Source organism: Bradyrhizobium sp. ISRA436, from assembly GCF_029910015.1.
GTDB lineage: Bacteria > Pseudomonadota > Alphaproteobacteria > Rhizobiales > Xanthobacteraceae > Bradyrhizobium.
This window is the reverse complement of record NZ_CP094519.1, coordinates 228,266-254,236: the sequence shown is the minus strand read 5'-3', so window position 1 is coordinate 254,236 and position 25,971 is coordinate 228,266. Positions and strand designations below refer to the sequence as shown.

Below are 25,971 nucleotides of genomic sequence, written 5' to 3'. Positions count from 1 at the left end.
ACGCCCCCGGATTTTCTGACCTCATTCAAGACCAGGCGAGGACAACGTGACGATAATGGAGCAGGGCGGCTCAACGCCCCAGGCAGCGCCCGATCTGATCAAGGAAACGACGACCCAGACCTTCGTCAAGGACGTCATCGAGGAATCGCGCCGTCAGCCGGTCCTGATCGACTTCTGGGCGCCGTGGTGCGGTCCGTGCCGTCAGCTCACGCCGATGCTGGAAAAAGCGGTCCGCAATGCCAGGGGCCGGGTCAAGCTGGTCAAGATGAACATCGACGAGCATCCGGCGATCCCGGGCCAGATGGGCATCCAGTCGATCCCGGCCGTGATCGCCTTTGTCAACGGCCAGCCGGCCGACGGCTTCATGGGCGCGGTGCCGGAGAGCCAGGTCAACGCGTTCATCGAGAAGATCACCAAGGGCGTCCCCGCCGCGGGCGAGCCCGATCTTGCGGAAATCGTGAAGGAGGCCGAGGCCGTGCTCGCCGACGGTGACGCCGCCGCGGCCGCGCAAATCTACGCCGAGGTACTGGCGCACGACGCCACCAACATTGCCGCGCTGGCCGGCCTCGCCAAGTGCTATGTCACGACCGGTGCCATCGAGCAGGCCAAGCAGACGCTCGCGATGGTTCCGGAATCCAAGCGCAATGACGCCGCCGTGAAGGCGGTGCAGGCCGCAATCGATCTCGCCGAGCAGGCGCAGTCGGTCGGCCCGATCGCCGAGCTTGAACAGAAAGTCGCCGCAAACCCGCTCGATCATCAGGCCCGGTTCGATCTCGCGACCGCGCTGAACGCGATGGGCAAGCGCGCTGAGGCGACCGAGCAACTGCTGGCCATCGTCAAGCGTGACCGCAATTGGAACGACGACGGCGCGCGCAAGCAGCTCGTGCAGTTCTTCGAGGCGTGGGGCGGCGCCGACGAGGCAACCGTCGAGGGGCGCAAGCGGTTGTCGACCATCCTGTTCTCCTAAAGCGCGGTAAGCGCGCTTGGGGTTCTTGTTTGGGCATGATCTTGTCGGAAAGCCGCTATACACTATTCTGGATCTTGCCTGAGCCGCGCCTGTAACAGCGGGACTGCAGATGCCGATCAACGCCGAATACCGCGGGCCCGCCGAGCTTCCCGAAGTGATCCCGGTATTCCCGTTGCCCGGCGCGCTGTTGCTGCCGCGCGGCCAGATGCCGCTCAACATCTTCGAGCCGCGCTATCTCGCAATGGTCGATGACGCGCTGCGCGACGGGCACCGCCTGATCGGGATGATCCAGCCCGACGTGACGCATTCGCCGAACGAGGCCAATCCCGTGCTGTTCCGCATCGGCTGCGTCGGTCGCATCACCCAGCTCGCCGAATCCGGCGACGGCCGCTACATCCTCGAACTGACCGGCGTCGCGCGCTTCAAGGTGGTCGAGGAACTGACCGTGCAGACGTCCTACCGGCAGTGCAAAGTCGACTTCTTTTCCTTCACCGGCGACTTCACCGCGCGCAAGGGCGAGGAGGCGGTCGACCGCAAGGCGCTGCTCAAGGTGCTCGCCGATTTCCTGAAGGCCAACAATCTCAAGGTCGACTGGGAAGGCATCGAGGCCGCGCCCAACGAGGCGCTGGTCAATGCGCTGGCGATGATGTCGCCCTACGGTGCCGCCGAGAAACAAGCAATGCTCGAGGCGCCCGACCTGAAGACCCGCGCCGAGATCCTGATCGCGGTCACCGAGATGGATCTAGCCAAGAAGCGCACCAGCGGCGACCCGCCGGTGCAGTGAGGCCCTCTCACCACAACTCCCGTCGACCAAGCCAGATGTGGAGCGGAAGCATCAGGGAGAGCGCAAATCCCGCGGTGAGGTGGATCCAGCTGATCCAGGGCCGCACCTCCTCCGATCCAAGATAATACAAGCCAAAGGCGGTCACGATCAGGACGGCGTTGAACGCCGCCATGATCGATCCGGAAATGCGATTTTTCCGGCTCCGCCATGCGCGCAACAAATGCACGGGAATCAGCGCGCCCACCAGCAACAACGCCAGCATGGCGACGCCGCCATGCACCATCAGCATCGTGGCCGCGGCCTGCTGCCAGATCTCGTCGCTGGCGATGTTTTTTTGCCAATCCGCTACGAGCCAGCCAGCCCCCGTCAGCAGCAGCACGACGAACGCCGCGTAAATGGAATAGCGAAATGGACGCTTAAGCCGCAAGGTGCACCGCCTGAGGCCAGTCGGACGTGATCTGCACCTCGCCATCGACCGAGATCAACAAGGCACTCGCTCCGTAATGCGCGAGCAGGTCGCCGGCGCCGGTCCAGGAGATCATGACGACCTTCGTGAGCGCATCGGCGATCATGCATGACGGTGCTCGGACCGTAGCGCCGGTAACGGCACCCGTCGGCTTGCCGGTAAAGGGATCGATGATCGCCGATACGCCCGGAGCTGCTCCATCGACCAGATCAAATCGACGCGCCGTCGACGCCAGCGCCTCATCGGTCAACTCGATACAGGCGAGCAAGCGGAGCGGGTCGCCGGGGTCGCGCAGGTGGACCGTGTGCGACCCTTGTCCAAACACCCGAAGATCGCCACCGGCATTGACCAGCCCGCCCGGAATATCGAAGCCGCGCAACACCTCGATTGCGCGATCGACTGCAAAGCCCTTGGCGATCCCACCGAGATCGATCGCGATCGCCGGTGATCGAAGGCGCACGGTCTGTTCGGGCGAAAGCTCGATCGGATCGATGACGCGTCGTTCCGGCATGATGATCGGATCGCCATCCAATCCGGGCAGCAGACCCATGGCCTGCAACTCCGGCGCGATGGTGACATCGAAAACGCCCTTGGAGCGTCGATGCATCTCGACCGCCGCCTCCAGCACCTGGAACGTCCAGGCATGGACCCGCGTCGGGCGAATGCCGGCGTCCCGATTGAGCCGGCTGACGTCGCTGTCGTGCTCGTGAAAGCTCATCAGCCGATGAACCTCGGCGACCGCATCGAAGGCGGCGTCGATGGCGGCAGCCGTCTCGGGTTCGGCAGCAGCTGCGACCTCGATCTCAACGAAGGTGCCCAGCAGCGGTCGCGCGCGGCGAATACTATCGAAGGCGATTGGCATAGGCGGTCAGGATCCTCTTCACGCCCTCGGTGACATGCGTCGATGACAACGTCGCGCCGGAGATATTCCTGATGTCGCCGTTGATCTTCAATGCGCTGCCGCTGGTCTTGCCGACGAATTGCGCCAGCCAGCTCGGACTTCTGATCTCACCGCCATAGGATTCCCGGTACTGCAGGATTTCGACCTTATGCACTGCGCCGCCCGGGGTCAGCGCCACCGCATAGTCGATGAACAGGTGCTTGCCGATGACCCGGTCGAAGACGAAGAAGCCCGCGACCTTGCCGCCGGCTTCGGCCTTCCAGACGCGTCCCGCCTGGACTTCGGTGAAGTGCGTCGCCGACGGAAACGCCTGCTTCTGCGCCTCCTCGATCGACAGATACTGAACCGCATAGGCAGGCGAAGCAACCGACACGAGCGCTGCCGCCGGCAGCGTATATCGAACCCACGTCATCTTTCACGCGACTCCCATCGTTTGTTGTCTTGCGGCGGCGCGCGCGTTGCGAGCGCCGCACTGATCTCAGAAGAAGAAGCCGACACCGCCGAGGAACGAATCCGACATCGCGCCGGTGATGCTCTTGTCGATGACGTGCTGATAGGTCGCCTTCAGCGCAATCTTCGGCGATGGGAAGAGCGCAAATCCGGCGATGTGGAACTGTCGCTGACCGGCGCCGGTCGGCAGATTGGCATCGGTGCCGGCAAAGCCGCCGGTCTGCAAATTCTGGTAGGTATAGCGATAGAACGGCACCGCCTCCCACTCGCTGTTCATGATGGTGCCGAGCGGCACGTGATACGCGACTTCGCCGGAGTAGCCGTACATCGTCTTGCCGACGTTGTTGGTGGGATCAGAATCGTTGTTGGCGCGCAAATTCTCCGGATGGCCGAATTCTGCGCGGACATATTCGCCGCGCAGCTCCAGGCCGGTGTCGGGTACGCGATAGCGGAATTCGGCGTCGAACATCGTCAGGCTCGAGTGGCCAAGGAAATTGCCGAAATCGTCGTGCGCGCCACGCGGCGTCGTGTTCGGCGAGTAGTACGCGCTTACGCTTCCGGCGAAGCCGGGCAGGAAGGTCGGCGTGACGTCGAGCCGCCCGGATACGGCCACGGCATTGTTGAGTTGCTGGAAGTCGCCGAGCGGAGGCCTGGAGAACCCAAGCCCGTTCAGGCCATCGATTCCTGCGGCGTAGGGCGTTCCGGGAAGCGGCACGGTCTTGGCCTCGGTGCGGTTATCAAACGAGTCGCCGAAGTCCTCGTTGCTGGTGCTAACCATGACCTGGTACTTCAGATCTTCGCTGATGGTCCCGTAGACGCTGCTGGACGGCACCTTCCAGGTCGATGGAATGAGGCCGTTGTACAATTCGGGCCGGTTCACGCTGTAGAATTGCGTCGGCTCGTGATGCTGATTGATGTAGCCGATCGGCACGAGATCGATACCGGGCGCGCGCCAGTTGAACTGATCGAGGATCTTGAAATCAACCCAGAGCTGCTCGATCTCGGCGGTGCCGTGCAGCTTGTCGTCGTTGTCAAAGCCCGAACCGGCATGTTCGAACTCGATCTCTGCATTGAAGATGATGTTCGGCGTGATCGCGTAAGTAGGCAACAGGACGAAGCGTTGCGCATCGAAGCCGTTCTGCCACTGGCCGTTGGCGGCAGGGTTTTGCACGGCACCGAACTTGACTTCGCCATACGCGCCTATGCTGAGGCCAGGCACAGGTGAGTCCGCCAGCCCGAGGATAGGCTTGTCTCCCGCCGCCGGCAGCGGCGGGAGATTCAGCATCGGCCTGGCCGGCGTCTCTGCGGATTGGGCTTCGGGCTTGCCCTTGGCTCCCTTCGCTTCCTGCTTTGCGTCCGTCGCCTCCTTCGCATCGGCGGATGACGCCGTCGCGTTGGCGCTCCGGATCGAGGCCGGCCGCGATGAGGACTTGGTGCCGGCGTCGGCCTGCTGGTGGCTGTCCTTCTGCTTTAACTCGGCTTCCAGCGCCTCGATGCGCCGCTCCATCTTGTCGAGTTTTTTCAGCAGTGCCTCGTTCGCGCGCTCGTCTGCCGCGAAGGCGCTGCTGCTGCTGAAGATTGACAGCGCGGTCGCCGCAAGCAGCGCGGCACGCCTCGAGCTAAAGCCCAGCCCGAATTTCGATATTTCCAAGTCCGTGTAACGTTGCGACAGCATGCGCCCCCCTCTTAATCTGCGGAAACAAAAGTCCGCGACAATTGGGCGCACCTAACACCACAGAGAAGCATTTCGGTACGTTTCTGGCAGTCTGAGAGCCAGACGGCGGTTAGAATTTCTCCACTTTGGAATTAGAATAAGAACAAACTAGTCGAGGCCCGACAGAGTTCGTGGATTTCCGCGGATACTCGACGAAAGCGGCGAAGTCGCTTACCAGCGGCTGCGGATCAGCTTCCGTCCTGTAATCATCGCTTGCACCAGATTCTGGCGCTGAAGAATGCCCATCACGACCACACCCAAGACGTGCAACACGACCAGGATGATGACCGCATCCGAGGCGTAGGCATGGGTGTCCTCGACCCACCAGACGCCGAAGAAAGTCACGGTGACCTGCATCGCTCCCGTGATCGCCGAAATCGCGAGCAGCACCAGCAGGGCCACCAGCATCACGGTGCCGGCAGGATTGAGCCCGATATAGCGTCCGGTGACGCCGTGGCGCAGATTCCAGAGATAGCGCGGCGCGGCGCGCAGCCTCGCGCCCAGCATCTTGAACTGCGAATACCGCGTGCCGGCAAAGCCCCAGATCAATCGAAAGGCCAGCAAACCAATCACGCTGTAGCCGGCCAGCCGGTGCAGCCGATCATGGCTGTTCGGCGTGAACCACGCGACCAAGACGGCGGCCGCGAGGGTCCAGTGCCAGAGCCGCAGCGGCAGGTCCCAGACCTGCACCGTCCGCGACGCGATGCGCTGTGTGGATGCATCGCGCGGTCCGGGCGCCGCCTCTGCCATCGGCCTCAGGTCACTTCGCGATGGTGTGTTTCAGGGTGAGATCCTCGGGGCTGTAGAACAGCTCGAACAGCTTGCCGTCCTTGACGCCGTACACTTCGTAGCAGGAGCCTTCGATCTTGGAGCGGCGCACCTCGTAGCCGGCCGCCTTGGCCCTGGCTTCGGCTTCGCTCGCCGGCTTCCACGACGCCTTGTCGAGCTTGGTGCAGTTCTTGTAGCCGTCGGCAAGCGCCGTCGATCCCATCAGCCCCAATACAGACATTGCCAGCGCAGCACTCCGAATGACCCTCACGAATATCTCCTCCCGGTTTCGATGACGCGCGCAAGGCGCGCGAACCGAAGGACGCGGAGGCGATGGCGAAGTCAATGCCGCGCGGCGCGTTGAATGCCTTAGAGAAATTCTAACGGCCGCGAAAACCGCTGCAGTCTCCGTGCACAAACCAGAACTTGGCGGCTCGCTGCGGCCTTACGTCTCACGAGGCACGATCCGCCGCTGCGGCCTGCGGTCGGGACGCCGCGCCTGCACGCCCTTCCCGGTGGCGAGATCGCCGATCACTCATTCAACTTCCATCCCTGGCCGCGGCGAGCGCGCGAGCACCCGCCGGTGCCTCCGGCGACGAGAATGAGAGTCATGTCCGGTTCTCCATCGGTTGTGCGCGCCGGGCGTCGCCGGCACAGCGCGAAGATCGTCTCACCCGCCGAGCGGAACGAGCACGGTCTCGCCGGTCGCGACCAGCGACATCTCGCCCTGGTCGTTTTCGGCAAACAGCTCCGCCCGCGCGAACACCTGCTTCCGCCCGGCCCGCACCGTGCGGCCCTTCGCGACGAAGCAGCGGCCTGCGGCCGGTCTCAGGCAGTTCATCGAAAAGTGCGATGCGGTCACCGCACCCACGACGGTCGCCGCCGCGAAGCCGCAGGCGGTGTCGAGCAGGGCTGCGATCATTCCAGCATGCAAATTGCCGGCATATTGGGTGAACTCGTCGCGCCACGGCATTCGCAGCTCGACCTCGCCGTCACCAGATGCGGCGACCTCGAGGCCGATCAGGCGGTTGAAGGCGGCCGACGCATTGGTCGCGATGAGACGCTGCAGATCGAATCCCGGACTGGTGGTCATGCAAAGCTCCATTGCGGAGTGCGATCTTCGAGATTGGCGCGCACTGCCTCGACGTGGTTGGCTTGGCCGAGCAGCGTTGCCTGAGCGGCGGTCTCGGCCGCAAGTCCCGTCGCCGCATCGCAGCCGACCGCGAGGTTGAGCAGCCGCTTGGCGGCACGGATCGCATCCGGACTGCGGTCTGCGATCATCCGTGCGGTGGCGAGCGCCGCTTCGCGCGGATCGTCCATGATCCGCGTGGCGAGGCCGTAGGCAAGCGCTTCCTGCGCGGAGAAGATGCGGGCCGTGTAGGTCAATTCGCGGACGACATCTTCGCTGGCGAGATGCCGCATGAGCTGTGTGCCGGCCATGTCGGGCACCAATCCCCATTTGGCCTCGACGATGGCGAGGCGCGTATCGGGCGCGAGGTACCTGATGTCGGCGCCGAGCGTGAGCTGGAAGCCGCCGCCGAACGCGATGCCGTGGACCGCCGCGATGACGGGCACCGGCAGCTCCCGCCACAGCCACACCAGATGCTGCGCCCAGTTGGCGATGCCGTGCGTGCGCTGGCCGAGATCGGCGAAAGGCAGGATCGATTCACCTTCGGCGGTGGCGACCAGCCGTTCCATGTCGAGCCCGGCACAGAACGCCTTGCCCTCGCCCGACAGCACCACGGCGCGAACGCTGCGGTCGTCCTTGAGCCGTGCGCCGGCGGCCGCGATCGCGCTAAACATCGCCGGATCGAGCGCGTTCAGCTTGTCGGGGCGATTGAGGCGAACGTCGGCAATGCCGTTGGCGATGCTGAGGTGGACACGATCATCCATGATGGCCTCTCTGGCGCTAATAGCCGGCGATCGCGAGCGCCACCACGACGCTCATGCCAATCCATCCGAAGTGGCGACCGCGGGTGGCGATCGCGTTGGCCAGCGCGGCGCAGCCGAACACCACGGCCAGCGTGGCGACGATCCAGTGCCGCGCGGCGTCGCTGGCCATCGCAGGCGCCACGACGAGGAGCACGCCGCCGCCGATCCAGGCGACCGTGCCGGCCTGCCACACCAGGCGGAGCAGCAGGCGCAGCCGCGGCGGCTCGACGGTGGCGCGCGCAAAGATTCTGAGTTCGCCGAGCACGCCATGGATCAGGCTGATGATGATCGCGATGACGCCGGCGCCCTGCAGCAGATAATCACGCATCTGATCGCTCCATACAGTACTGTATGGTTATGATCCCGGCGCTGGCGCCTGTCAATACACTTATGTATGGTGACCGGCCGGCACGATAACCGGCACGATAAGAGGAACCATGGCCGATCAACTCTCGGCGCAGGATTGGCTCGACCTGGGTCTGAAGACCCTGGCAAAGAGCGGCTTCACGGCGCTGAAGGCCGATCCGTTGGCCAAGGCGATGGGCGTGTCGCGCGGCAGCTTCTACTGGCACTTCGCCGACATCGGCGCGTTCCACGCCGCGGTGCTCAAGCGCTGGCGCGAGGTCGCCGCCGAGCAGATCATCGCCGGCATCGAGGCAGCCAAGGGCGAGGACCCCGTGGCGGTGCTGCTGCGGCTGACCTTCCTCAGCAAGCTCGCGCTGGAGCGGGCGGTGCGCAGCTGGGCCGCGCATGATGGCGCGGCGCGTGCCGCGGTCCAGGCGATCGACCGCCGCCGGCTCGACTACATCGAAAACCTGCTGAAGAAGGTCGGCCTGCCCGACGCCGTCGCCCGCGCCCGCGCCCAGATTCTTTACTGGACGTTTCTCGGTTTCGCGCTGTCCGACCAAACCCTGCCGCAGGACAAGCAGCAGGCCGTGCTCGAGGAGCTGCTAAGGATGGCGACCCGACCGCCGTCATGACATCGAGCAATCGAGTGTGCTAGACAGAAACGAGCCGGAGACAGCAATGAATTCCACGCCCGACCATCTCGAAAGCACCGCCGACCCGAAACTGCTGGAGATCCTGGTGTGCCCGATCACCAAGGGGCCGCTGGAGTTCGACGCGGCGAAGCAGGAACTGATCTCGCGTTCCGCCAAGCTCGCCTATCCGATCCGCGACGGCATCCCGATCATGTTGCCGGAAGAGGCCAGGAAGATCGACTAGCAGCACAGTATGCGGGCGGTCGTCACATTGCTGCTGTTGCTCGCTTCGCTGGCGAGCGCAGCAGCCGACGAGAGCAAGATCCGCGTCGGCCCGATCGACGCAGTGCTGACGGTCCCGCCAGGCGTCCCGAAGCCGCCGGTCGCGCTCCTGATCGCCGGCTCCGGCTCGACCGACCATGACGGCAACGGGCCGCAGCTCAAGCCGGCAACGCTGAAGAAGCTCTCCGAGCAACTGGTCGCGCGCGGCATCGCGACGCTGCGCTACGACAAGCGCGGCGCCGGCGGCTGGAAGAAGGAGTTCGGCCGCCCGGAGAATTTTCGCTTCAAGGACTTCGTCGACGATGCCGTGTCGCTGATCGAATATCTGCGCGCAAGCGGCAGGTTCGCGCGGATCGCGGTGGTCGGGCACAGCGAAGGCGGCCTCGTCGCGCTGCTTGCCGTGCAGCGCGCGCCGATCGACCGGCTGGTGTTGCTGGCGACCGCGGCGCGCAAGCAGGGCGACCTCCTGAAGGCGCAGCTCGAAAAGCAGCTGCCGGCGGACAAATACGCGCCGCTCGGCAAGGCGATCGACGACATCATGGCCGGACAGATCGTCGACCCGCCGCCGGCGGGGCTTGCGATCGCGCCGTCGATGCAGCCTGGCATGGCCTCCGCCTTCAATGAAGATCCAATCGAACCGATGAAGAAGGTCACCGGCCCGACGCTGATCGTCGCAGGCGGCCGCGACCATCAATTGGCGCGGCTCGACCTTCTCGCGCTCACCGCCGCCGACATCGCGGCCAAATCATTGTGGCTGCCGGACATGAACCATGTGCTGGTCGACGTCACCGACGAGGCGGACGATGTGGCGAGCTACAACCAGCCCGACCGAGCGCTCGATCCCGCCATGATCGATGCTGTGGCCGCGTTCATCTCACACGAATAATCTCGTAGCCCGGATGGAGCAGGACTAAGTCGATTGTCGTCGCAGGTTCGTAGCCCGGATGGAGCGAAGCGCAATCCGGGACAGCCCCTCCCCGGAGATGCTTCCCCGGATTTCGCTTCGCTGCATCCGGGCTACAAGCTTTACAGCGCCTCGCCCTTCAACAGCCGCGGCACTTCGCCCGACAGCCCCGCCGCCTGGCGGATGAACATCTCCTTCAGCGGCGGCGCGCGGTCGACCAAGCCCAATCCGATGTCGCGCACGGCGCGCAGCAGCGTCGATTCATTGGAGAACAGGAAGTTCAGCGAGTTGGTGGCGACCCCCATTGCCATCGTGTCGAAGCGCCGCCAGCGCTGATAGCGCTCGAGCACATCGGCCTGGCCGAGATCGATGCCGAGCCGTGCCGCGTCGACGACGACTTCGGCCAGCGCCGCGACATCCCTCAGCCCCATATTGAGCCCCTGCCCCGCGATCGGATGGATCACATGGGCGGCGTCGCCGATCAGCGCCAGCCGCTCGGCGATGAAGGAGCGCGCGACAAAATAGCCGAGCGGAAATGCGCGCGGCTTGTCGAGCGCCTTGAGCTCGCCGAGACGCAGCCCGAAGCGCTGCTCGAGCTCGGCGTGGAATTCCTCCTCACTCAGCGCGACGATGCGCGCGGCATCCTTGCGCGTCTCGGTCCACACCAGCGAGGAGCGATTGCCGGTCAGCGGCAGGATCGCGAACGGACCCGCGGGCAGGAAATGCTCCTCGGCGCGGCCCTGATGCTCGCGCTCATGCCCGACCGTGACGACGATGCCGGATTGATCGTACTCCCAGCCATGGGTGGCGATGCCGGCGCGCTCGCGCAGCTTCGAGCGCGCGCCGTCGGCGGCGACAAGGAGGCTCGCATCGATCACAGCACCGTCGGCCAGCGTCACGCTGATGCCGTCGGTGCGAGCGTCGTAGGTCGACACCGCGGTGGCGCGCAGCTCGACGCCCTCGGCCTCGGCGCGCGCGGCCAGCGCATCGATCAGATGGCGGTTCTCGACCATATGCGCGAACGGCTCGCCGGGCGCGACGTTGCCGGCGAAGGTCAGGAATACCGGTCGGGTGGCGTCTTCCAGCTTGGAATCGGTGACCACCATGTCCGTGATCGGCTGCGCGGTCGGCGCGACCTGGCCCCAGACGCCGAGCGTCTCGAACAGCCGCCGGCAGGCGGCCACGATCGCTGTCGCGCGGGGATCGCGGCTTGGGCGCGTGCCCAGCGCCGGATCGGCCACGATGACGGCCACGTCAGGCCCAAGCCCCTGGCGCAACGCCACCGCCAGTGCCAGCCCGGCAAACGCACCCCCGCAGATGACTATACTTCGCTGTCCCGGCATGCCCTTCCTCTACGCGTTTGCCGCTCTCAGACTGTGCTTGCTACCTGATAATAGCTGGGCGAAACAGGGGCCCAAACAAGATCCATAGTAACGGGCGTCATTCCGGGGCGCGCGAAGCGCGACCTCAGGTGCGCAATTGCGTACCTGAGAATCTCGAGATTCCGGGTTCGATGCTGCCGCATCGCCCCGGAATGACGGCTAACCAACCGAAAGCACCCCATGTCCAAGAGCCTGATCGACTTGCTGTCCATCCTCGATCTCGAGCAACTCGAGGTGAACCTGTTCCGCGGCAACAGCCCGAAGACAAGCTGGCAGCGCGTGTTCGGCGGCCAGGTGATCGGACAGGCGATGGTTGCGGCGTGCCGCACCGTCGAGGGCCGGCTGCCGCACTCGATCCATTGCTATTTCATCCTGCCCGGCGATCCGCAGATCCCGATCATCTACCAGGTCGAGCGCCTGCGCGACGGCAAGAGCTACACGACCCGCCGCGTCACCGCGATCCAGCACGGGAATGCGATCTTCTCGATCATGGTGTCGTTCCACGCCGATGAGCAGGGCGCGTTCGACCATCAGGAGAAGATGCCCGACGTGCCGCCGCCGGAGAAGCTCACCGCGGAGGAAGTGTCGAAGCAGCCGATGTTCAAGGAGATGCCGGAGTTCATCCGCCGCTACTATGAATCCGACCGGCCGATCGAGCTGCGTCCGGTCGAGCTCGGCCGCTACTTCGGCCAGACAATCGACGACGGCCGCATCCATGTCTGGATCCGCACTGCGGCGAAGCTTCCCGACGATCCGGCGCTGCACATGTGCGCACTCGCCTATGCATCGGACTTCTCGCTGCTCGACGCTGTGATGGCACGCTACGGCCGCACGCTGTTCGACAAGCGCATGATGCCGGCGAGCCTCGACCACGCGATGTGGTTTCACCGCCCGTTCCGCGCCGACGAATGGCTGCTCTACGCGCAGGATTCACCGAGCGCACAATCAGGCCGCGGTCTGACGCGCGGCCTGATCTTCAAGCCCGACGGCACGCTGGTGGCCTCGGTCGCGCAGGAAGGCTCAGTGCGCGAGCGCAAGGCCTAACGCGCGACCGCTCCGCGCAAACGCAGAGTTGCGCGGAGGATCGTGCTCAAACCAGTTACACGCCCGGCTGCGTGCCTCGCTGCACCAGCGCGGTCTGCGACGCGATCCAGCGCATCATCCAGCGATACACCCATGGGATCGGGATCAAGAAGGCGATGCCGATAAAGGTCACGATGCCGCGCCACAGGAATTCCAGTCCGGTGCCGTTGAAGGTCACTTCGTGGCGCGCGCCCTGGATGTTCTGGCAGACCCAGCGCGTCCAGGCAGCGTAGACCCAGGCCCAGCCGATGATCGTGATGAACGAGACGACCGCCAGCAGGGTCCAGCCCAAATAGGCCCAGAATGAGCCGGTGAAGCTCAGCCCGAGCAGCTGTCCGTTGGAGGCGATGTTCGCGACCAGCCATTTCAGGAACAGCCAGTACAGCGCGATCTCGACCAGGAAGACCAGAAGGTTGAGCGACCGAATCCCGAGCATCGACATGGCGATGATGAGCACGACCGCGCCGAAGAACCAGGGCACGATCGTCATCGCGGTTCCCTCAAAGCTGAGATTCGGCCGCCCGGGCACCTGCACGCACGGCACCAGCCATTTGAGATACCAGACCAGCATCCATGGCAGCGGGATGACGAAGGCACTTGCGACCGCGAACACGATAGTGCGCCAGATGAACTCCCAGATGCCGAAATCGATCGACAATTGTCCACCGCCGTAGCTTGCGGAGGCCGCCACCGGGGGCGGTCCGCCGGGTTGGGGAAATGCCGGCGGCGCGCCGGCGCCGGGAATGAGGCCCGGAATTTCACCCGCCTTCTGCCAGCCGGCCATGCCTTCGGTCCATACCAGCGTATCGGCCCGCACCATTCCGCGGGCGATCAGGTCGCGAAGCTGAGCTTCCGGCAGAGGACCTCTTGGCTGGCCTTCCGATGCGTAAAACCAGGTTCGGTTCGACATTTTTGTTTTCCTCGGGGGCGCGCGTGGGGACGCAACGGGGCAGAACGAGCCAGCGGGCCGCTGGCCAAAGGAAAGCCACATTCTGGCCGAGGGCTTTAGCCCCGTATAGTGAGGGAGCTCACGAGCTGCGCACGTTTTCCCCTTCAACCTGCAACTTTTTTGTGCCATTTGCCTAGAAAGATGCCAGATTTGGTGGACGCAGAACGCTGGCCCCCTGGCCGGCAGGTTAGCGCCCCGGGGAAAGGGCGCATGCGGAAAAACCTCAAGGGAATGAAGGCCTGACCATGAAACTCGTCGTCGCGATCATCAAACCGTTCAAGCTGGACGAGGTACGCCAGGCGCTGACAGCGATCGGCGTCCACGGCATGACGGTGACCGAGGTGAAGGGCTACGGGCGCCAGAAGGGCCACACCGAGATCTATCGCGGCGCCGAATATGTCGTGAACTTCCTGCCCAAGCTCAGGATCGAGATCGCGGTCGATTCCGAGCTCGCCGAGAAGGCGGTTGACGTCATCACCCAGCACGCGCGCACCGGCCAGATCGGCGACGGCAAGATCTTCGTGACGCCGATCGACCACGCCTTGCGCATCCGCACCGGCGAGACCGACAACGACGCGCTCTGAGACTTCAGTTCATGACCGCCACTGGCAACGACGCCGGCGCGCAAAAAGCACCACACGCCGAGGAATGATGATGGGGGCACGAGCTCTTCGTGCAGCAAAAATCGCTGCGCCGATCAATGCTGCAATCCTGCTTGCGCTGGGCACGCCGGCCTTCGCGCAGGATACGGCCAATTCGACCATAAACGCCGCCGACACCGCCTGGATGATCGTCGCCACCGCGCTGGTGTTGATGATGACGATCCCCGGGCTTGCGCTGTTCTACTCGGGCATGGTGCGCAAGAAGAACGTGCTGGCGACGATGGCGCAGAGCCTCGCCGCGGTTGCGATCGTCTCGATCCTCTGGGTCACCTTCGGCTATTCGCTGGCCTTTGTCGGCGATGGTCCGTGGCTCGGCTCGCTCGACCGCTGGTTTCTCGCGGGCCTGACGATGGACAGCATCAATCCGGCGGCGAAGACGATCCCCGAAGCGCTGTTCATGCTGTACCAGATGACGTTCGCGATCATCACGGTGGCGCTGGTCGCAGGCTCGGTCGCCGACCGCATGCGATTCTCCGCCTATGTGCTGTTCTCGATCGGCTGGTTCATCTTCGCCTATGTGCCGCTGGCGCATTGGGTGTGGGGCGGCGGCTTTCTCGCCTCGACGGGTGTGCTCGATTTCGCCGGAGGCCTCGTCGTGCATCTCTCCGCCGGCGTCAGCGGCCTGGTGGCGGCGAAGGTGATGGGCAATCGCCATGGCTATGGCAGCGAGAACCTGTCGCCGTTCGATCTGTCGCTCGCCGTGATGGGCACCGGCCTGCTTTGGGTCGGCTGGTTCGGCTTCAACGGCGGCTCGGCGCTGGCGGCCAATTCACGCGCGGTGATGGCGATCACCGCCACGCATCTCGCGGCCTGCGCCGGCGCGCTGACCTGGGGCGCGATCGAATGGGCGACGCGCCGCAAGCCGTCGGTGCTCGGCATGATCTCGGGCGCGGTCGCTGGCCTCGGTACCATCACGCCGGCCTCCGGTTACGTCGCGCCGTGGCACGGCGTGATCATCGGCATCATTGCCGGTCTGGTCTGCTACTGGGCCTGCACCTGGCTGAAGCACCGCTTCAAATATGACGACTCGCTCGATGTGTTCGGCGTGCACGGCATCGGCGGCCTGACCGGCACGCTGCTCGCGGGCGTTTTCGCGGCATCGGCGATCTGCGGCACCTCCGGGCTGCTCGAGGGGAACCCGAAGGAGCTGCTGATCCAGTTCTACGGCGTCGCCGTCACGCTGGTCTGGTGCGGCGGCATCACCTTCGCGCTGCTCAAGCTGGTCAGCGTCTTCGTCCCCTTAAGGGTCTCGGCGCAACAGGAGCTGGAGGGCCTGGACATCACGCAGCACGGCGAGGCGCTGCAGTAGGCGCGGGCTCGCCTTCAGTTCGCTTCGGGCTTGCGCAACACATAAGTATATGCTTATGTGTTGTCATGGTCGAAGCCGACATCTTCAAGGCGCTGGCCGATCCCACGCGCCGAAAGGTCTTTGAAAAGCTCGCCGGCGGAAGCCTAAATGCCAGCGCCTTGCGCGACGGGCTGGAGATCAGCCAGCCGGCGATGTCGCAGCATCTCGCGGTGCTGCGCGCGGCGGGCCTGGTGCGCGAGCAGCGGCAGGGCCGCTTCGTCAATTATGAAGTCGACCCGGACGGGATTGCCACCATCGGGACATGGCTGGCGCGCTATCGCGCCTATTGGCCGAAGCGCATGGAAGCGCTCACCGACTTGCTGAAGGATATGGATCAATGAGCGACGCAGTTGAGCCCGATCACGCCGAGGCCGCCCTGGTGCTCGAATATGATCTCGATGCGCCGCCCGAGAAGGTTTGGCGCGCCGTGACCATTCCGGCGCTGCGCCAGCGCTGGCTGGCTGATACCGACCTTGCCGGGGCCGAGCCTGAGTCATCGGTCGCGGGCGAAGAGGTGCGCTACCGGCTCCGCGAGTCCGAACCGCCGTTTCGCGAAAGCCACGTCACCTTCCGGATCGAACCGAACGAGGCCGGCGGCACCCGGTTTCGCATCATCCAGGTGGCCTGTGACAACCGACGAACACTGCCGCAGGCAGCCAACAGCAACAGCCGCTGCCTGATGCGCGCGGCCTGACGGCAAGCAAACTCATCACCTGCAGAAATGGAGGTCGCCGATGCGCGACATGCTGCAACTCGTCCCTATGGTCGTCGAACAATCCACCCGCGGCGAACGATCCTTCGACATCTATTCGAGGCTGCTGCGCGAGCGCATCATCTTCCTGAACGGCGAGGTCAATGATGCCATGTCCGGCCTCGTCTGCGCGCAGCTCCTGTTCCTGGAGGCGGAGAATCCGAACCAGCCGATCAATCTCTACATCAACTCGTATGGCGGCGTGATCACCAGCGGGCTCGCAATGTACGACACCATGCAGTTCATCAAGGCGCCGGTCCACACGCTGTGCATGGGCACCGCGCGCTCGATGGGTTCGTTCCTGCTGATGGCCGGCGAGCCGGGTCACCGCGCCGCCCTGCCCAATGCCAGCCTTCACATGCACCAGCCGCTCGGCGGCTTCCAGGGCCAGGCCTCCGACATCCTGATCCACGCGACCGAGATGCAGGAGACCAAGCGGCGCATCATCCGGCTCTACGCGCGACATTGCGGGCGCGGCGAGGCGGAGGTTGAGCGGACGCTGGACCGCGACCACTTCATGACGGCGCAGCAGGCGCTCGACTGGGGATTGATCGACAAGGTTCTTGCGGAACGCGAGGCCGTCTAGCGTGCGATGAGTTTGGATCGAATCGTTTCCGCCGCGGACTCGCTTCAACTCTCCCCGACGGGAGAGGTCGATTTGCGCAGCAAATCGGGTGAGCGGCCGCGGCTCTAACGAAAGACCGTAATCCCTCACCCGGCGCTACGCGCCGACCTCTCCCAAGGGAGAGGTGACCCTCCGTTGCCGCTCCAGCTCAGCCTCAGCCTTATGAGGTGCCAGAACTTCGACCGGATACCACCCGCTGCCCCGCCGCTGGGCAGAATTGTGTCCGGAGTCTGTCGTGCCCGCGTTTTGAACAGAGGTGATGATATTTTAGGCGCGGCGGAATGGCGCAGTGTCGAAGACCTCCCGCAAAGCAGGAAAAGGTCCGGATTCATAATCCATTAGCTGCGCCGGCCGATCTGGCACGGCATTTGATTCTAAGGGTCCCGGCTGTGCCCGCGTAGTGGATGCTCTCCGCGTGGTGAACCTCAGTCGCAATTCTCCCGGTGTTTCGCACCGGGCCCAAGCGGGGATAGGACTCATGAAAATTGTTATGGCGATCATTAAGCCATTCAAGCTCGAAGAGGTCCGTGATGCCCTGACCGCCATTGGCGTTCACGGTCTCACGGTGACGGAAGTCAAAGGTTACGGCCGTCAGAAGGGCCACACGGAAATCTACCGCGGCGCCGAATATGCGGTGAGCTTCCTGCCCAAGATCAAGATCGAGGTCGCCATCGCCTCCGATCAGGTCGACAAGACCATCGACGCCATCACCTCAGCCGCCAAGACCGGCCAGATCGGCGACGGCAAGATCTTCGTCATCAGCCTCGAGCATGCGGTGCGCATCCGCACCGGCGAGGCCGATGCCGCGGCCCTCTGATTTCGCGCTCAAACCATAAGACCTCAGGAGTAAGACAACATGACGTTCAAGCGTCCCTCAGGCGCGGGACTGGCGGCCCTCGCAGTCGGCATCTTCGCCGCGACTGCCGCTCACGCCGAGCCGACCATCAACAAGGGCGACAACGCCTGGATGCTCACCTCGACGGTGCTGGTGCTGTTGATGACCATCCCGGGCCTGGCCCTGTTCTACGGCGGTCTGGTCCGCTCCAAGAACATGCTCTCGGTGCTGGCGCAGGTGTTCTACACGGTCTGCGTCGTCACCGTTCTCTGGGCCCTCTACGGCTACAGCCTCGCCTTCACCGGCGGCTCCGACTTCATCGGCGGCTTCTCCAAGGCCTTCCTGATGGGCGTGACCACGGACTCCAAGGCGGCGACCTTCTCGGTCGACGCCAACATCTCGGAGCTGGTCTATTTCTGCTTCCAGATGACCTTCGCGGCGATCACGCCCGCCCTGATCGTCGGCGCCTTTGCCGAGCGCATGAAGTTCTCGGCGATCGCGCTGTTCATCCCGCTCTGGGTGACGGTGATCTACTTCCCGATCGCGCACATGGTCTGGTACTGGCCCGGTCCGGACGCGATCCAGGATGCCGCCAAGGCGCTCGCCGCGGCGGCTGACGGTGCGGCGAAGACCGCAGCCCAGGCCAAGCTCGACGAGATCAACGCCGACGCCGGCTGGATCTTCAAGAAGGGTGCGATCGACTTCGCGGGCGGCACCGTCGTGCACATCAACGCCGGCATCGCCGGCCTGGTCGGCGCGCTGCTGATCGGCAAGCGCACCGGCTACGGCAAGGAGCTGATGGCTCCGCACTCGCTCACCATGACCATGATCGGCGCCTCGCTGCTCTGGGTCGGCTGGTTCGGCTTCAATGCCGGTTCGAACCTCGAAGCCAATGGCGGCGCCGCGCTCGCCATGACCAACTCCTTCGTGGCCACCGCCGCGGCGGCGCTGTCCTGGATGTTCGCGGAATGGATCGTCAAGGGCCATCCTTCGCTGCTCGGCGCGCTCTCCGGCGCGGTCGCGGGCCTCGTCGCGGTAACGCCGGCGGCCGGCTACTCCGGTCCGATGGGCGCGATCGTGCTCGGCCTCGTGGTCGGCGTGGTCTGCCTGTTCTTCTGCACGGTCGTGAAGAATGCGCTCGGCTATGACGACTCGCTCGACGTGTTCGGCGTCCACTGCGTCGGCGGCATCGTCGGCGCGCTCGGCACCGGCATCCTGGTCAACCCGGCGCTCGGCGGCACGGGCATCATCGACTACACCGCGATCCCGCCGAAGGTCGCCGATTACGACTTCGCCGCGCAGATGATCTCGCAGATCTCGGCCGTCTGCACCACGCTGGTGTGGTCGGGCATCGGTTCGGCGATCCTCTACAAGGTCGTCGACGTAATCGTCGGCCTGCGCGCCAACGTCGAGACCGAGCGTGAAGGCCTCGACATCACCGAGCACACGGAGCGCGCCTACAACATGTGAGTTCTCCCGGGACGCGACCGCCTCACGCGGTTGTTCCCAGAACTACGGTCCTGGCACATACCCGGCAATGCCCGGACCGTTGAGGGGCTCCAGCGCAAGTTGGAGCCCCTTTCTTTTTCCCGCGGCTTGAGAAAAATTGCCGGAACGGCCCGCGGCGCTGCAATGATCCTGTCGGGCCGGCAAACAATGGGAGGACGTCATGAAGGTCGAAGGCGGGTGCTATTGCGGCAAGGTGCGCTACGAGGCCGAGGGCGAGCCGATGATGGCGGCGCAATGCCATTGCCGGGAATGCCAGTACATCACGGGCGGCGGGCCGAACATGTTCATGGCGATGCCGGTCGCGGGCTTCAAATACACCGCGAGCGAACCCAGGCAGTTCACCCGCAAGGATCTCGCACGCGCGGTGACGCGTGAATTCTGTCCAGAGTGCGGCACCCATCTGGCGACCAAGGTGCCCGGCCTGCCCGCGGCAATCCTGAAGGTCGGGACCTTCGACGATCCAAAGCTGTTCAATCCGCAGGTCGCGATCTACACCTGCGACAAGCAGGCCTTCCACCACGTGCCCTCGGGCATGCCGGCATTCGAGAAGCTGCCGGCGCGGTAGAGGCGCGCGCGGTGACGTAGAGGGTCGAGTACCCACCGCGATGGGACTGCGCTCCCTCTCTCGCTGGGGCTATCGCATATGCTGATCACGCTGCGCATGCGGTTTGGCCGGCGTATCCACGAACGCGTCGTGCCCGGGCCTGTCCCGGCCATGACGACGTGCAGACGATCACGCCGCGTCGCGGGCGTGCTCGACACGATCGCGGCCATGGCGCTTGGCAGTGTAGAGCGCCTGGTCGGCGGTGCGCATCAGGTCGCCGAGATCGAAGCCGCTCGTCTTGATGGTGAAGCCGATGCTGATCGTCACGGGGAGCTGCGTGACGTCGTCGAGGATCGTCCTCGCCGCGCAGTCGCGGCGGATTTCCTCGGCGCCATCAGCCGCCTGCTCGTGGCTGAGCCCGGTGAGAACGACGGCGAATTCCTCGCCGCCGTAACGCGCCACCAGCGCGCCGCGCCGGAGCGCGAACTGGCGCAACACGTCGGCGATCGCGACCAGAACCTTGTCGCCGATCTCATGCCCGTAACGATCGTTGATCGACTTGAAATGATCGATGTCGCACATCAGCACCGCCGCGGAGGCGCCGTCGGCCTGTGCCTGATCGAGCGCGGTGGCAGCAGCGGCATCGAAGCCGCGCCGGTTCAAGAGGCCGGTCAACTGATCGGTCTGGGAGATCTGCGCGAGCTCGCGACGGGTCTGCGCCAGCTCCAGCATCAAACACCCTGAGCGATAGGACATGGCGCCGCTCAGCGAGAGCGCGATGAAGACGCCCGCCGTGAGTCCGAAGAATTGCATCTGCCCGACCGTGATCGGCGCGGCGAAGTCGCGGCCGAAAGCCAGCGCAACCATGGTGAACGACATCACCGCGCTCGCCGCCGCCGCGGTCGCCATGACCTTGCCGGTGCGGCGCACCACATCGCCGTGTGTCTCGATCTTAATGGCCATGCCCCTGCGCGCGCCTTCGAATGGCGGACCATTCGTCCCAAGTACCTTGCCAATTGCTGAAGGAACTTGTGCCGCGCACGCTGGCCTTAATGGCGGGTAAAGCGGGAGACCAGAATGCGCGCTGATAGGTTGGCGCATGCCCTGTCCGCGGTGTCAGAACACGTCGTCAGTCGATCAGAACTTCCGCGTCCGGCAGCGTGTCAGGCGCACCGTGACGCTTTTGTTGCGTCCGGACTGCCGTTTCCGACTTTCGTCGGACCCCTCACCGCAGATCACGACCCCCCGCCGATGGTTAATCGCGTCTTAACCTCGCCCTATCTATGGTGACTTGATCAGTTTACGGTCGGCCCTCCTCACCCCGACCGCAGTGAAAGTGCTGGCGCTTCAAACATGGCTATGACCGCCTCATCCGGCGCGGCGCAGGGCGCCGGCAATGTCGCTTCCGCCGGCCAAGCCGAGCGTTCCCCGTTCCTGCGCACGACCGAGCTGCTGGCCCCCTATCAGCCAGCTAAGCCATTGATTACGCTGTCGTTAGGAGAACCGCAGCATCCGGTTCCCGATTTCGTCGGGCCGGTGCTATCAAAGCATACCGCCGAGTTCGGCCGCTACCCGATCGCCAAGGGCATCGAGCCGTTCCGCCGGGCGGTCGCGACCTGGCTGTCGAGCCGGTTCCAACTACCCCGCCCGGTCGACCCGGAGAGCGAGGTTTTGGTGCTGAACGGCAGCCGCGAGGGGCTGTTTTTCGCGGCGATCACCGCGGCGCGCTACGTCTCCCTGCGAAAAGGCCGGCCGGCAATCCTGATGCCGAATCCGTTCTACCCGGCCTATGGCGCCGGCGCCCGTGCCGCCGGCTGCGAGCAGATCTATCTGCCGACCACGCTGGCCAACGGCTTCCTGCCCGATCTGGATTCGATCGACGAGGCGACGCTGGCGCGCACCGTGGCGTTCTTCATCGCCTCGCCCGCCAACCCGCAAGGCTCGGTCGCCTCGCGCGCCTACTTCACCCGTCTCAAGGAGCTCGCCGACCGCTTCGGCTTCATGATCCTCAGCGACGAGTGCTACTCCGAGATCTACACCCGCGAGGCGCCGGGCAGCGCGCTGGAATGCGCCGGGCCCGACTTCGCCAATGTGGTCGCGTTCCAGTCGCTGTCGAAGCGCTCGAACCTGCCGGGCATGCGCGTCGGCTTCGCCGCCGGCGACAAGAAGTTTTTGGCCGCCTTCCATGAGCTGCGCAATGTCGCCGCGCCGCAGGTGCCGGTGCCGCTGCAGCATGTCGCCGTCGCCGCCTATAGCGACGAGGCGCATGTCGAGGAGAACCGCAGGCTCTATCGCATCAAGTTCGATCTCGCCGACCAGATCCTCGGCAACCGCTACGGCTACAAGCGTCCCGCGGGCGGCTTCTGCGTCTGGCTCGACGTCTCGCAGCGCGGCGGCGACGAGGCCGCGGCGGTCAGGCTCTATCGCGACGCCGGCGTCCGCGTGATTCCCGGCAGCTATCTGGCACGCGAGCAGAACGACGGTTCCAATCCGGGCGCGGGCTATATCCGCCTTGCGCTCGTCTCCGACAGTGAATCCACGGCCGAGGCGTTGCACCGGCTGGTCGAAACCCTGGATTAATCGCGAAGCGCGAAGATTGAGCATGGCAGCGATCGAACGTGTCATCCCCCTGGTCGGCCATTTGCCGCACTCCATGCGCGAGTCGCTGGCGCGGCGGCTGCGCGAGCTGACCGGGCTCGGGCTGATCGCGCTCGCCGGCGTCGTGGCCGCGGCGCTGATGACCTGGTCGGTGCAGGATCCCTCGCTGAGCCACGCCACCTCGCGCGCGATCCGCAACGTCGTCGGCTATCCTGGCGCGATCGGCGCCGATCTGCTGATGCAGATCCTCGGCCTCGGCGCGATCATGCTGATGCTGCCGGTTGCGGTGTGGGGTTGGCGGATGCTGACGCACCGCCCGTTCGACCGCGAGGCGCTGCGGCTCGGCTGCTGGGTGCTGTGCACGACGATCGCGGCGGGATTTGCCAGCTGCTGGCCGTACAACACCGCGTGGCCGCTGCCGACCGGGCTCGGCGGCGTGGTCGGCGACGCGCTGGTGCGCGCGCCTGCCGTGGTGTTCGGCCCGCCCGGCTTCATCTATCGCTTCGTGCTCGGCTTGATCCTGTTCGTTGCGATGGCGGCCTTCTTCCTGTTCGCCTGCGGCTGGGGCGCCAAGGAAAGCGATCCGGAACTGACGGCGATATCAGACGACGACGAACCGTTCGTCGAGGACGAAGAGGACGATCGCAGCTCGATCTCGCTCGGCTGGCTGTTCCACGCGCTGATGAGCGCCAAGGCGCGGCTCGGCTGGCTGTTCACGAAAGCCTATAAATCGCTGGTGTCGAGCGCGCCGCAGGGCCGCGCTGCGGCCTTCGAGCGTCAGGAGCCCAATCTCGGCGGCGGCCGCGCCGCGCCGTCGATTGCGCCTGTGGCCGAAGACGACGACGAGGACGTCGAACACGACACGGAAGCTTTCGACGAGGAGGAGGAAGAGGAGGAAGCTCCCGCCGCCCGCGCGCCGCGCAAGAAGGCCGAGCCGCGCGTCAAGAAGAAGTCCTCCGACAAGTTCGAGCTGCCGTCGGTCTCCGTGCTCACCGCGCCGAAGGCGAGCGACCGCCAGCCGCTCAGCAAGGCCGAGTTAGAGGCCAATTCGCGCGCGCTCGAGGGCGTGCTGCAGGATTTCGGCGTGCGCGGCGAAATCGTCAAAGCCAATCCCGGCCCGGTCGTCACGTTGTACGAGCTCGAGCCTGCGCCCGGCATCAAGTCGTCGCGCGTGATCGGCCTGTCCGACGACATCGCGCGCTCGATGAGCGCGCTGTCGGCCCGTGTCGCCGTCGTCGCCGGACGCAACGCGATCGGCATAGAGCTGCCGAACGCGCATCGCGAGAAGGTTTATCTGCGCGAGCTGCTGGTCGCGAAGGAGAGCACCGAGTCGGTGGCGAAGCTGCCGCTGTGCCTCGGCAAGACGATCGGCGGCGATCCCGTCATTATCGATCTCGCGCGCACGCCGCATATGCTGATCGCCGGCACCACCGGCTCCGGCAAATCGGTTGCGATCAACACCATGATCCTCAGCCTGGTCTACCGGCTGCGCCCCGATCAGTGCCGCCTGATCATGGTCGATCCGAAGATGCTCGAACTCTCCGTCTATGACGGCATCCCGCATCTGCTCACGCCTGTCGTCACCGACCCGAAGAAGGCGGTCGTCGCGCTGAAATGGGCCGTGCGCGAGATGGAAGAGCGCTACAAGAAGATGGCCAAGCTCGGCGTGCGCAACATCGACGGCTACAATGCGCGCCTCGTCGAGGCCAAGGGCAAGGGCGAGGAGCTGACGCGCACGGTGCACACCGGCTTCGACAAGGAGACCGGCAAGGCGATCTACGAGGAAGAGAAGCTCGATCTCGATCCGCTGCCCTACATCGTCATCATCGTCGACGAGATGGCCGACCTGATGATGGTCGCCGGCAAGGACATCGAAGGCGCGGTGCAGCGTCTCGCGCAGATGGCGCGCGCCGCCGGCCTGCACGTCATCCTCGCCACGCAGCGTCCATCGGTCGACGTCATCACCGGCACGATCAAGGCGAACTTCCCGACCCGCATCGCCTTCCAGGTGACGTCGAAGATCGACAGCCGCACCATCCTCGGCGAGATGGGCGCCGAGCAGCTGCTCGGCCAGGGCGACATGCTCTACATGGCGGGCGGCGGCCGCATCAGCCGCGTGCACGGCCCGTTTGCATCGGATGAAGAAGTCGAGAAGGTGGTGCGCCACCTGAAGACGCAGGGCCAACCCGAATATCTGGAAGCGGTTACCGCCGAAGAGCCGACCGACGAGGACGGCGCGGTGTTCGATTCCACTGGCATGGGTGGAGACGGCGGCGGCGACCTGTTTGCGCAGGCGGTTGCGATCGTCAAGCGCGACCGCAAGGCGTCAACCTCCTACATTCAGCGCCGGCTGCAAATCGGCTATAACCGCGCCGCATCGCTCATGGAGCGGATGGAACTTGAAGGCATCGTCGGCCCGGCGAATCACGCCGGAAAGCGCGAAATTCTGGTCGGCGAGGAAGAAGGCCAGTTCTGATCGGACATCATCACGGAAAAACCATATCTCCCTCGGATGAGGCGCTATAGGATCGCTCAAGCGGGCCGAGCGTCGAACAGAGACCTGACATATCTGATGGAAAAGCATCTCACGCACCGCGGCATGCGCTACGCGCTGGCGCTCCTCGTCTCCGCCGCGCTCGCCGGCACCACCGCAACCTCGGCGGACGCGCAGACCGTTCCGACCCCGAAGCCCGCGCCCAAGAAGAGCCGGGACGGCGGCACCCAGCTCAGCGCACAGGACAAGGGCCCGGCGACCACGGGCGCAACCCAGCAGGAGCCGACGCCGATCATTCCCGATCCGCGCCGCAACGTGCCGGCCAACATCTTTCAAACCTTCGACGCCAACCAGAAGGCGCAGGCAGCCAAGGTCTCGGCCTATCTGTCGTCGCTGCAAACGCTGGTCGGCAACTTCGTCCAGATCGGCCCCGACGGCACCAAGACCAAGGGCGATTTCTACATCCAGAAGCCCGGCAAGCTGCGCTTCGAATATGACGATCCGAGCCCGGTCGAGGTCATCGCCGACGGCTCGTCGGTCGCGGTGCGCGACCGCAGGCTCGCAACCCAGGACATCTATCCGCTATCGCAGACGCCGCTGCGTTATCTCTTGTCCGACCGCATCGATCTGATGAAGGACACCAACGTCATCAGCGTCACCGCCGATGACGTGTTCGTCAGCATCACCATCGAGGAGAAGCAGGCGCTGGTCGGCACCAGCCGCTTCCTGCTGATGGTCGGCGCCAAGGACGGCAAGCTGAAGCAGTGGACCGTCACCGATCCGCAGGGCTACGACACCACCGTTGCTGTCTACAATCTCGACTCGACGCAGAAGCCCGATCCGTCGCTGTTCAAGATCGACTTCACGACCTATCCCGGCTCCTCGCCGGGGTAACGTTTCGCGTAGGATGGGTAGAGCGCAGCGAAATCCATCATTGCCCTACCGCCTCACGATCGCGATGGGTTTCGCTGCGCTCTACCCATCCTACCGCGCCGCACCTGCGAGCCATCCAGTCCTGTGGACAATTGAAATCCGCATCGAGA

At 64.9% G+C, this 25,971-nt stretch carries 29 protein-coding genes; 17 read left to right on the top strand and 12 right to left on the bottom strand.

The features are described 5' to 3' along the window. Positions 1-46 precede the first annotated feature (46 nt). Both trxA and MTX23_RS01190 read left to right on the top strand, forming a co-directional pair. Positions 47-967, top strand: coding sequence for a thioredoxin (gene trxA, locus MTX23_RS01195; protein WP_280974831.1), 921 nt, complete (start codon positions 47-49; stop codon positions 965-967). 109 nt (positions 968-1,076) lie between these two features. Further along, complete coding sequence (locus tag MTX23_RS01190) at positions 1,077-1,751, top strand: LON peptidase substrate-binding domain-containing protein (RefSeq protein WP_280974830.1); 675 nt, start codon at positions 1,077-1,079, stop codon at positions 1,749-1,751. Between the two features lie 7 nt (positions 1,752-1,758). Here the strand turns inward: MTX23_RS01190 and MTX23_RS01185 are convergent, their stop codons facing one another. The 9 genes from MTX23_RS01185 to MTX23_RS01145 all read right to left on the bottom strand — a co-directional run bounded on the left by MTX23_RS01185 (position 1,759) and on the right by MTX23_RS01145 (position 8,310). Then, positions 1,759-2,178, bottom strand: coding sequence for a hypothetical protein (locus tag MTX23_RS01185; protein WP_280974829.1), 420 nt, complete (start codon positions 2,176-2,178; stop codon positions 1,759-1,761). After that, on the bottom strand, positions 2,168-3,079 hold the full coding sequence (locus tag MTX23_RS01180) for an FAD:protein FMN transferase (protein ID WP_280974828.1): 912 nt from the start codon (positions 3,077-3,079) through the stop codon (positions 2,168-2,170). The genes MTX23_RS01185 and MTX23_RS01180 overlap by 11 nt, the downstream gene beginning before the upstream one ends. Further along, positions 3,060-3,530, bottom strand: a complete 471-nt coding sequence (locus tag MTX23_RS01175) for an FMN-binding protein (protein ID WP_280974827.1) — start codon at positions 3,528-3,530, stop codon at positions 3,060-3,062. The genes MTX23_RS01180 and MTX23_RS01175 overlap by 20 nt, the downstream gene beginning before the upstream one ends. A gap of 66 nt (positions 3,531-3,596) precedes the next feature. Beyond that, positions 3,597-5,243 carry a hypothetical protein gene (locus MTX23_RS01170; protein WP_280974826.1) on the bottom strand — a complete coding sequence of 549 codons (1,647 nt, stop codon included), beginning with the start codon at positions 5,241-5,243 and terminating at the stop codon, positions 3,597-3,599. A 210-nt stretch (positions 5,244-5,453) separates the two neighbouring features. Further along, positions 5,454-6,032 carry a cytochrome b/b6 domain-containing protein gene (locus MTX23_RS01165; protein WP_280974825.1) on the bottom strand — a complete coding sequence of 193 codons (579 nt, stop codon included), beginning with the start codon at positions 6,030-6,032 and terminating at the stop codon, positions 5,454-5,456. A gap of 10 nt (positions 6,033-6,042) precedes the next feature. Next, positions 6,043-6,321, bottom strand: coding sequence for a PepSY domain-containing protein (locus MTX23_RS01160; protein WP_280974824.1), 279 nt, complete (start codon positions 6,319-6,321; stop codon positions 6,043-6,045). Positions 6,322-6,720: 399 nt separating this feature from the next. Next, positions 6,721-7,143 (bottom strand): PaaI family thioesterase, encoded by a 423-nt coding sequence (locus tag MTX23_RS01155; protein WP_280974823.1) that lies wholly within the window; start codon positions 7,141-7,143, stop codon positions 6,721-6,723. Beyond that, the gene (locus MTX23_RS01150; RefSeq protein ID WP_280974822.1) at positions 7,140-7,943 is read right to left on the bottom strand and encodes a crotonase/enoyl-CoA hydratase family protein; all 804 of its coding nucleotides are present in this window, start codon (positions 7,941-7,943) and stop codon (positions 7,140-7,142) included. The genes MTX23_RS01155 and MTX23_RS01150 overlap by 4 nt, the downstream gene beginning before the upstream one ends. Before the next feature lie 16 nt (positions 7,944-7,959). After that, positions 7,960-8,310, bottom strand: a complete 351-nt coding sequence (locus tag MTX23_RS01145; protein WP_280974821.1) for a hypothetical protein — start codon at positions 8,308-8,310, stop codon at positions 7,960-7,962. Positions 8,311-8,419: 109 nt separating this feature from the next. On the opposite strand from MTX23_RS01145, the gene MTX23_RS01140 reads away from it, so the two are divergent. Genes MTX23_RS01140 through MTX23_RS01130 form a run of 3 tightly spaced genes read left to right on the top strand, consistent with a single transcriptional unit; the run spans position 8,420 to position 10,130 of the window. Continuing rightward, complete coding sequence (locus MTX23_RS01140; protein ID WP_280974820.1) at positions 8,420-8,962, top strand: TetR/AcrR family transcriptional regulator; 543 nt, start codon at positions 8,420-8,422, stop codon at positions 8,960-8,962. Between the two features lie 46 nt (positions 8,963-9,008). Continuing rightward, a complete protein-coding gene (locus MTX23_RS01135) occupies positions 9,009-9,206 on the top strand; it encodes a Trm112 family protein (protein WP_044539258.1) in 198 nt (65 codons plus the stop codon). Between the two features lie 9 nt (positions 9,207-9,215). Beyond that, positions 9,216-10,130 carry an alpha/beta fold hydrolase gene (locus MTX23_RS01130; protein WP_280974819.1) on the top strand — a complete coding sequence of 305 codons (915 nt, stop codon included), beginning with the start codon at positions 9,216-9,218 and terminating at the stop codon, positions 10,128-10,130. Positions 10,131-10,270: 140 nt separating this feature from the next. On the opposite strand, the gene MTX23_RS01125 is transcribed toward MTX23_RS01130, so the two are convergent. Beyond that, complete coding sequence (locus tag MTX23_RS01125) at positions 10,271-11,491, bottom strand: ubiquinone biosynthesis hydroxylase (RefSeq protein WP_280974818.1); 1,221 nt, start codon at positions 11,489-11,491, stop codon at positions 10,271-10,273. Between the two features lie 219 nt (positions 11,492-11,710). Between MTX23_RS01125 and tesB the strand changes: the two genes are divergently transcribed. Continuing rightward, the gene (gene tesB, locus MTX23_RS01120) at positions 11,711-12,574 is read left to right on the top strand and encodes an acyl-CoA thioesterase II (RefSeq protein WP_280974817.1); all 864 of its coding nucleotides are present in this window, start codon (positions 11,711-11,713) and stop codon (positions 12,572-12,574) included. A 55-nt stretch (positions 12,575-12,629) separates the two neighbouring features. On the opposite strand, the gene MTX23_RS01115 is transcribed toward tesB, so the two are convergent. After that, entirely contained in the window at positions 12,630-13,523 is an 894-nt protein-coding gene (locus MTX23_RS01115; protein ID WP_280974816.1) for a GYF domain-containing protein, read from the bottom strand. Positions 13,524-13,807: 284 nt separating this feature from the next. Here MTX23_RS01115 and MTX23_RS01110 point away from each other — a divergent pair, with 284 nt between their 5' ends. From MTX23_RS01110 to MTX23_RS01075, 8 genes are all read left to right on the top strand, one after another. Then, on the top strand, positions 13,808-14,146 hold the full coding sequence (locus MTX23_RS01110; RefSeq protein ID WP_280974815.1) for a P-II family nitrogen regulator: 339 nt from the start codon (positions 13,808-13,810) through the stop codon (positions 14,144-14,146). A 70-nt stretch (positions 14,147-14,216) separates the two neighbouring features. Next, a complete protein-coding gene (locus MTX23_RS01105) occupies positions 14,217-15,533 on the top strand; it encodes an ammonium transporter (RefSeq protein WP_280974814.1) in 1,317 nt (438 codons plus the stop codon). A gap of 65 nt (positions 15,534-15,598) precedes the next feature. Next, entirely contained in the window at positions 15,599-15,913 is a 315-nt protein-coding gene (locus MTX23_RS01100) for a metalloregulator ArsR/SmtB family transcription factor (RefSeq protein WP_280974813.1), read from the top strand. Beyond that, positions 15,910-16,266: an SRPBCC domain-containing protein gene (locus tag MTX23_RS01095; RefSeq protein WP_280974812.1), complete on the top strand. Its 357-nt coding sequence runs from the start codon at positions 15,910-15,912 to the stop codon at positions 16,264-16,266. The genes MTX23_RS01100 and MTX23_RS01095 overlap by 4 nt, the downstream gene beginning before the upstream one ends. Before the next feature lie 40 nt (positions 16,267-16,306). Then, the gene (locus MTX23_RS01090) at positions 16,307-16,909 is read left to right on the top strand and encodes an ATP-dependent Clp protease proteolytic subunit (protein ID WP_280974811.1); all 603 of its coding nucleotides are present in this window, start codon (positions 16,307-16,309) and stop codon (positions 16,907-16,909) included. 517 nt (positions 16,910-17,426) lie between these two features. Then, the gene (locus MTX23_RS01085) at positions 17,427-17,765 is read left to right on the top strand and encodes a P-II family nitrogen regulator (protein WP_066514990.1); all 339 of its coding nucleotides are present in this window, start codon (positions 17,427-17,429) and stop codon (positions 17,763-17,765) included. Positions 17,766-17,804: 39 nt separating this feature from the next. Beyond that, positions 17,805-19,253 carry an ammonium transporter gene (locus tag MTX23_RS01080; RefSeq protein WP_280974810.1) on the top strand — a complete coding sequence of 483 codons (1,449 nt, stop codon included), beginning with the start codon at positions 17,805-17,807 and terminating at the stop codon, positions 19,251-19,253. Positions 19,254-19,452: 199 nt separating this feature from the next. Next, complete coding sequence (locus tag MTX23_RS01075; RefSeq protein ID WP_280974809.1) at positions 19,453-19,857, top strand: GFA family protein; 405 nt, start codon at positions 19,453-19,455, stop codon at positions 19,855-19,857. Positions 19,858-20,025: 168 nt separating this feature from the next. Here the strand turns inward: MTX23_RS01075 and MTX23_RS01070 are convergent, their stop codons facing one another. Continuing rightward, positions 20,026-20,799, bottom strand: coding sequence for a GGDEF domain-containing protein (locus MTX23_RS01070; protein WP_280974808.1), 774 nt, complete (start codon positions 20,797-20,799; stop codon positions 20,026-20,028). Positions 20,800-21,189: 390 nt separating this feature from the next. Between MTX23_RS01070 and MTX23_RS01065 the strand changes: the two genes are divergently transcribed. From MTX23_RS01065 to MTX23_RS01055, 3 genes are all read left to right on the top strand, one after another. Further along, on the top strand, positions 21,190-22,416 hold the full coding sequence (locus MTX23_RS01065; protein WP_280974807.1) for an aminotransferase class I/II-fold pyridoxal phosphate-dependent enzyme: 1,227 nt from the start codon (positions 21,190-21,192) through the stop codon (positions 22,414-22,416). Positions 22,417-22,432: 16 nt separating this feature from the next. Then, positions 22,433-24,910, top strand: a complete 2,478-nt coding sequence (locus MTX23_RS01060) for a DNA translocase FtsK (protein ID WP_280974806.1) — start codon at positions 22,433-22,435, stop codon at positions 24,908-24,910. A 96-nt stretch (positions 24,911-25,006) separates the two neighbouring features. After that, on the top strand, positions 25,007-25,822 hold the full coding sequence (locus MTX23_RS01055; RefSeq protein WP_280974805.1) for an outer membrane lipoprotein carrier protein LolA: 816 nt from the start codon (positions 25,007-25,009) through the stop codon (positions 25,820-25,822). Positions 25,823-25,971: the final 149 nt, after the last annotated feature.

Bases quoted from the DNA above. Each gene is read 5' to 3' on its own strand.
- MTX23_RS01080 (WP_280974810.1), top strand. From the start codon at position 17,805: ATGACGTTCAAGCGTCCCTCAGGCGCGGGACTGGCGGCCCTCGCAGTC.
- MTX23_RS01105 (WP_280974814.1), top strand. From the start codon at position 14,217: ATGGGGGCACGAGCTCTTCGTGCAGCAAAAATCGCTGCGCCGATCAAT.
- MTX23_RS01085 (WP_066514990.1), top strand. From the start codon at position 17,427: ATGAAAATTGTTATGGCGATCATTAAGCCATTCAAGCTCGAAGAGGTC.
- MTX23_RS01115 (WP_280974816.1), bottom strand. From the start codon at position 13,523: ATGTCGAACCGAACCTGGTTTTACGCATCGGAAGGCCAGCCAAGAGGT.
- MTX23_RS01130 (WP_280974819.1), top strand. From the start codon at position 9,216: ATGCGGGCGGTCGTCACATTGCTGCTGTTGCTCGCTTCGCTGGCGAGC.
- MTX23_RS01165 (WP_280974825.1), bottom strand. From the start codon at position 6,032: ATGGCAGAGGCGGCGCCCGGACCGCGCGATGCATCCACACAGCGCATC.
- MTX23_RS01140 (WP_280974820.1), top strand. From the start codon at position 8,420: ATGGCCGATCAACTCTCGGCGCAGGATTGGCTCGACCTGGGTCTGAAG.
- MTX23_RS01070 (WP_280974808.1), bottom strand. From the start codon at position 20,799: ATGGCCATTAAGATCGAGACACACGGCGATGTGGTGCGCCGCACCGGC.
- MTX23_RS01135 (WP_044539258.1), top strand. From the start codon at position 9,009: ATGAATTCCACGCCCGACCATCTCGAAAGCACCGCCGACCCGAAACTG.
- MTX23_RS01110 (WP_280974815.1), top strand. From the start codon at position 13,808: ATGAAACTCGTCGTCGCGATCATCAAACCGTTCAAGCTGGACGAGGTA.
- MTX23_RS01190 (WP_280974830.1), top strand. From the start codon at position 1,077: ATGCCGATCAACGCCGAATACCGCGGGCCCGCCGAGCTTCCCGAAGTG.
- MTX23_RS01175 (WP_280974827.1), bottom strand. From the start codon at position 3,530: ATGACGTGGGTTCGATATACGCTGCCGGCGGCAGCGCTCGTGTCGGTT.
- MTX23_RS01180 (WP_280974828.1), bottom strand. From the start codon at position 3,079: ATGCCAATCGCCTTCGATAGTATTCGCCGCGCGCGACCGCTGCTGGGC.
- MTX23_RS01055 (WP_280974805.1), top strand. From the start codon at position 25,007: ATGGAAAAGCATCTCACGCACCGCGGCATGCGCTACGCGCTGGCGCTC.
- MTX23_RS01170 (WP_280974826.1), bottom strand. From the start codon at position 5,243: ATGCTGTCGCAACGTTACACGGACTTGGAAATATCGAAATTCGGGCTG.
- MTX23_RS01095 (WP_280974812.1), top strand. From the start codon at position 15,910: ATGAGCGACGCAGTTGAGCCCGATCACGCCGAGGCCGCCCTGGTGCTC.
- MTX23_RS01090 (WP_280974811.1), top strand. From the start codon at position 16,307: ATGCGCGACATGCTGCAACTCGTCCCTATGGTCGTCGAACAATCCACC.
- MTX23_RS01125 (WP_280974818.1), bottom strand. From the start codon at position 11,491: ATGCCGGGACAGCGAAGTATAGTCATCTGCGGGGGTGCGTTTGCCGGG.
- tesB (WP_280974817.1), top strand. From the start codon at position 11,711: ATGTCCAAGAGCCTGATCGACTTGCTGTCCATCCTCGATCTCGAGCAA.
- MTX23_RS01065 (WP_280974807.1), top strand. From the start codon at position 21,190: ATGGCTATGACCGCCTCATCCGGCGCGGCGCAGGGCGCCGGCAATGTC.
- MTX23_RS01075 (WP_280974809.1), top strand. From the start codon at position 19,453: ATGAAGGTCGAAGGCGGGTGCTATTGCGGCAAGGTGCGCTACGAGGCC.
- MTX23_RS01145 (WP_280974821.1), bottom strand. From the start codon at position 8,310: ATGCGTGATTATCTGCTGCAGGGCGCCGGCGTCATCGCGATCATCATC.
- MTX23_RS01100 (WP_280974813.1), top strand. From the start codon at position 15,599: ATGGTCGAAGCCGACATCTTCAAGGCGCTGGCCGATCCCACGCGCCGA.
- MTX23_RS01150 (WP_280974822.1), bottom strand. From the start codon at position 7,943: ATGGATGATCGTGTCCACCTCAGCATCGCCAACGGCATTGCCGACGTT.
- MTX23_RS01155 (WP_280974823.1), bottom strand. From the start codon at position 7,143: ATGACCACCAGTCCGGGATTCGATCTGCAGCGTCTCATCGCGACCAAT.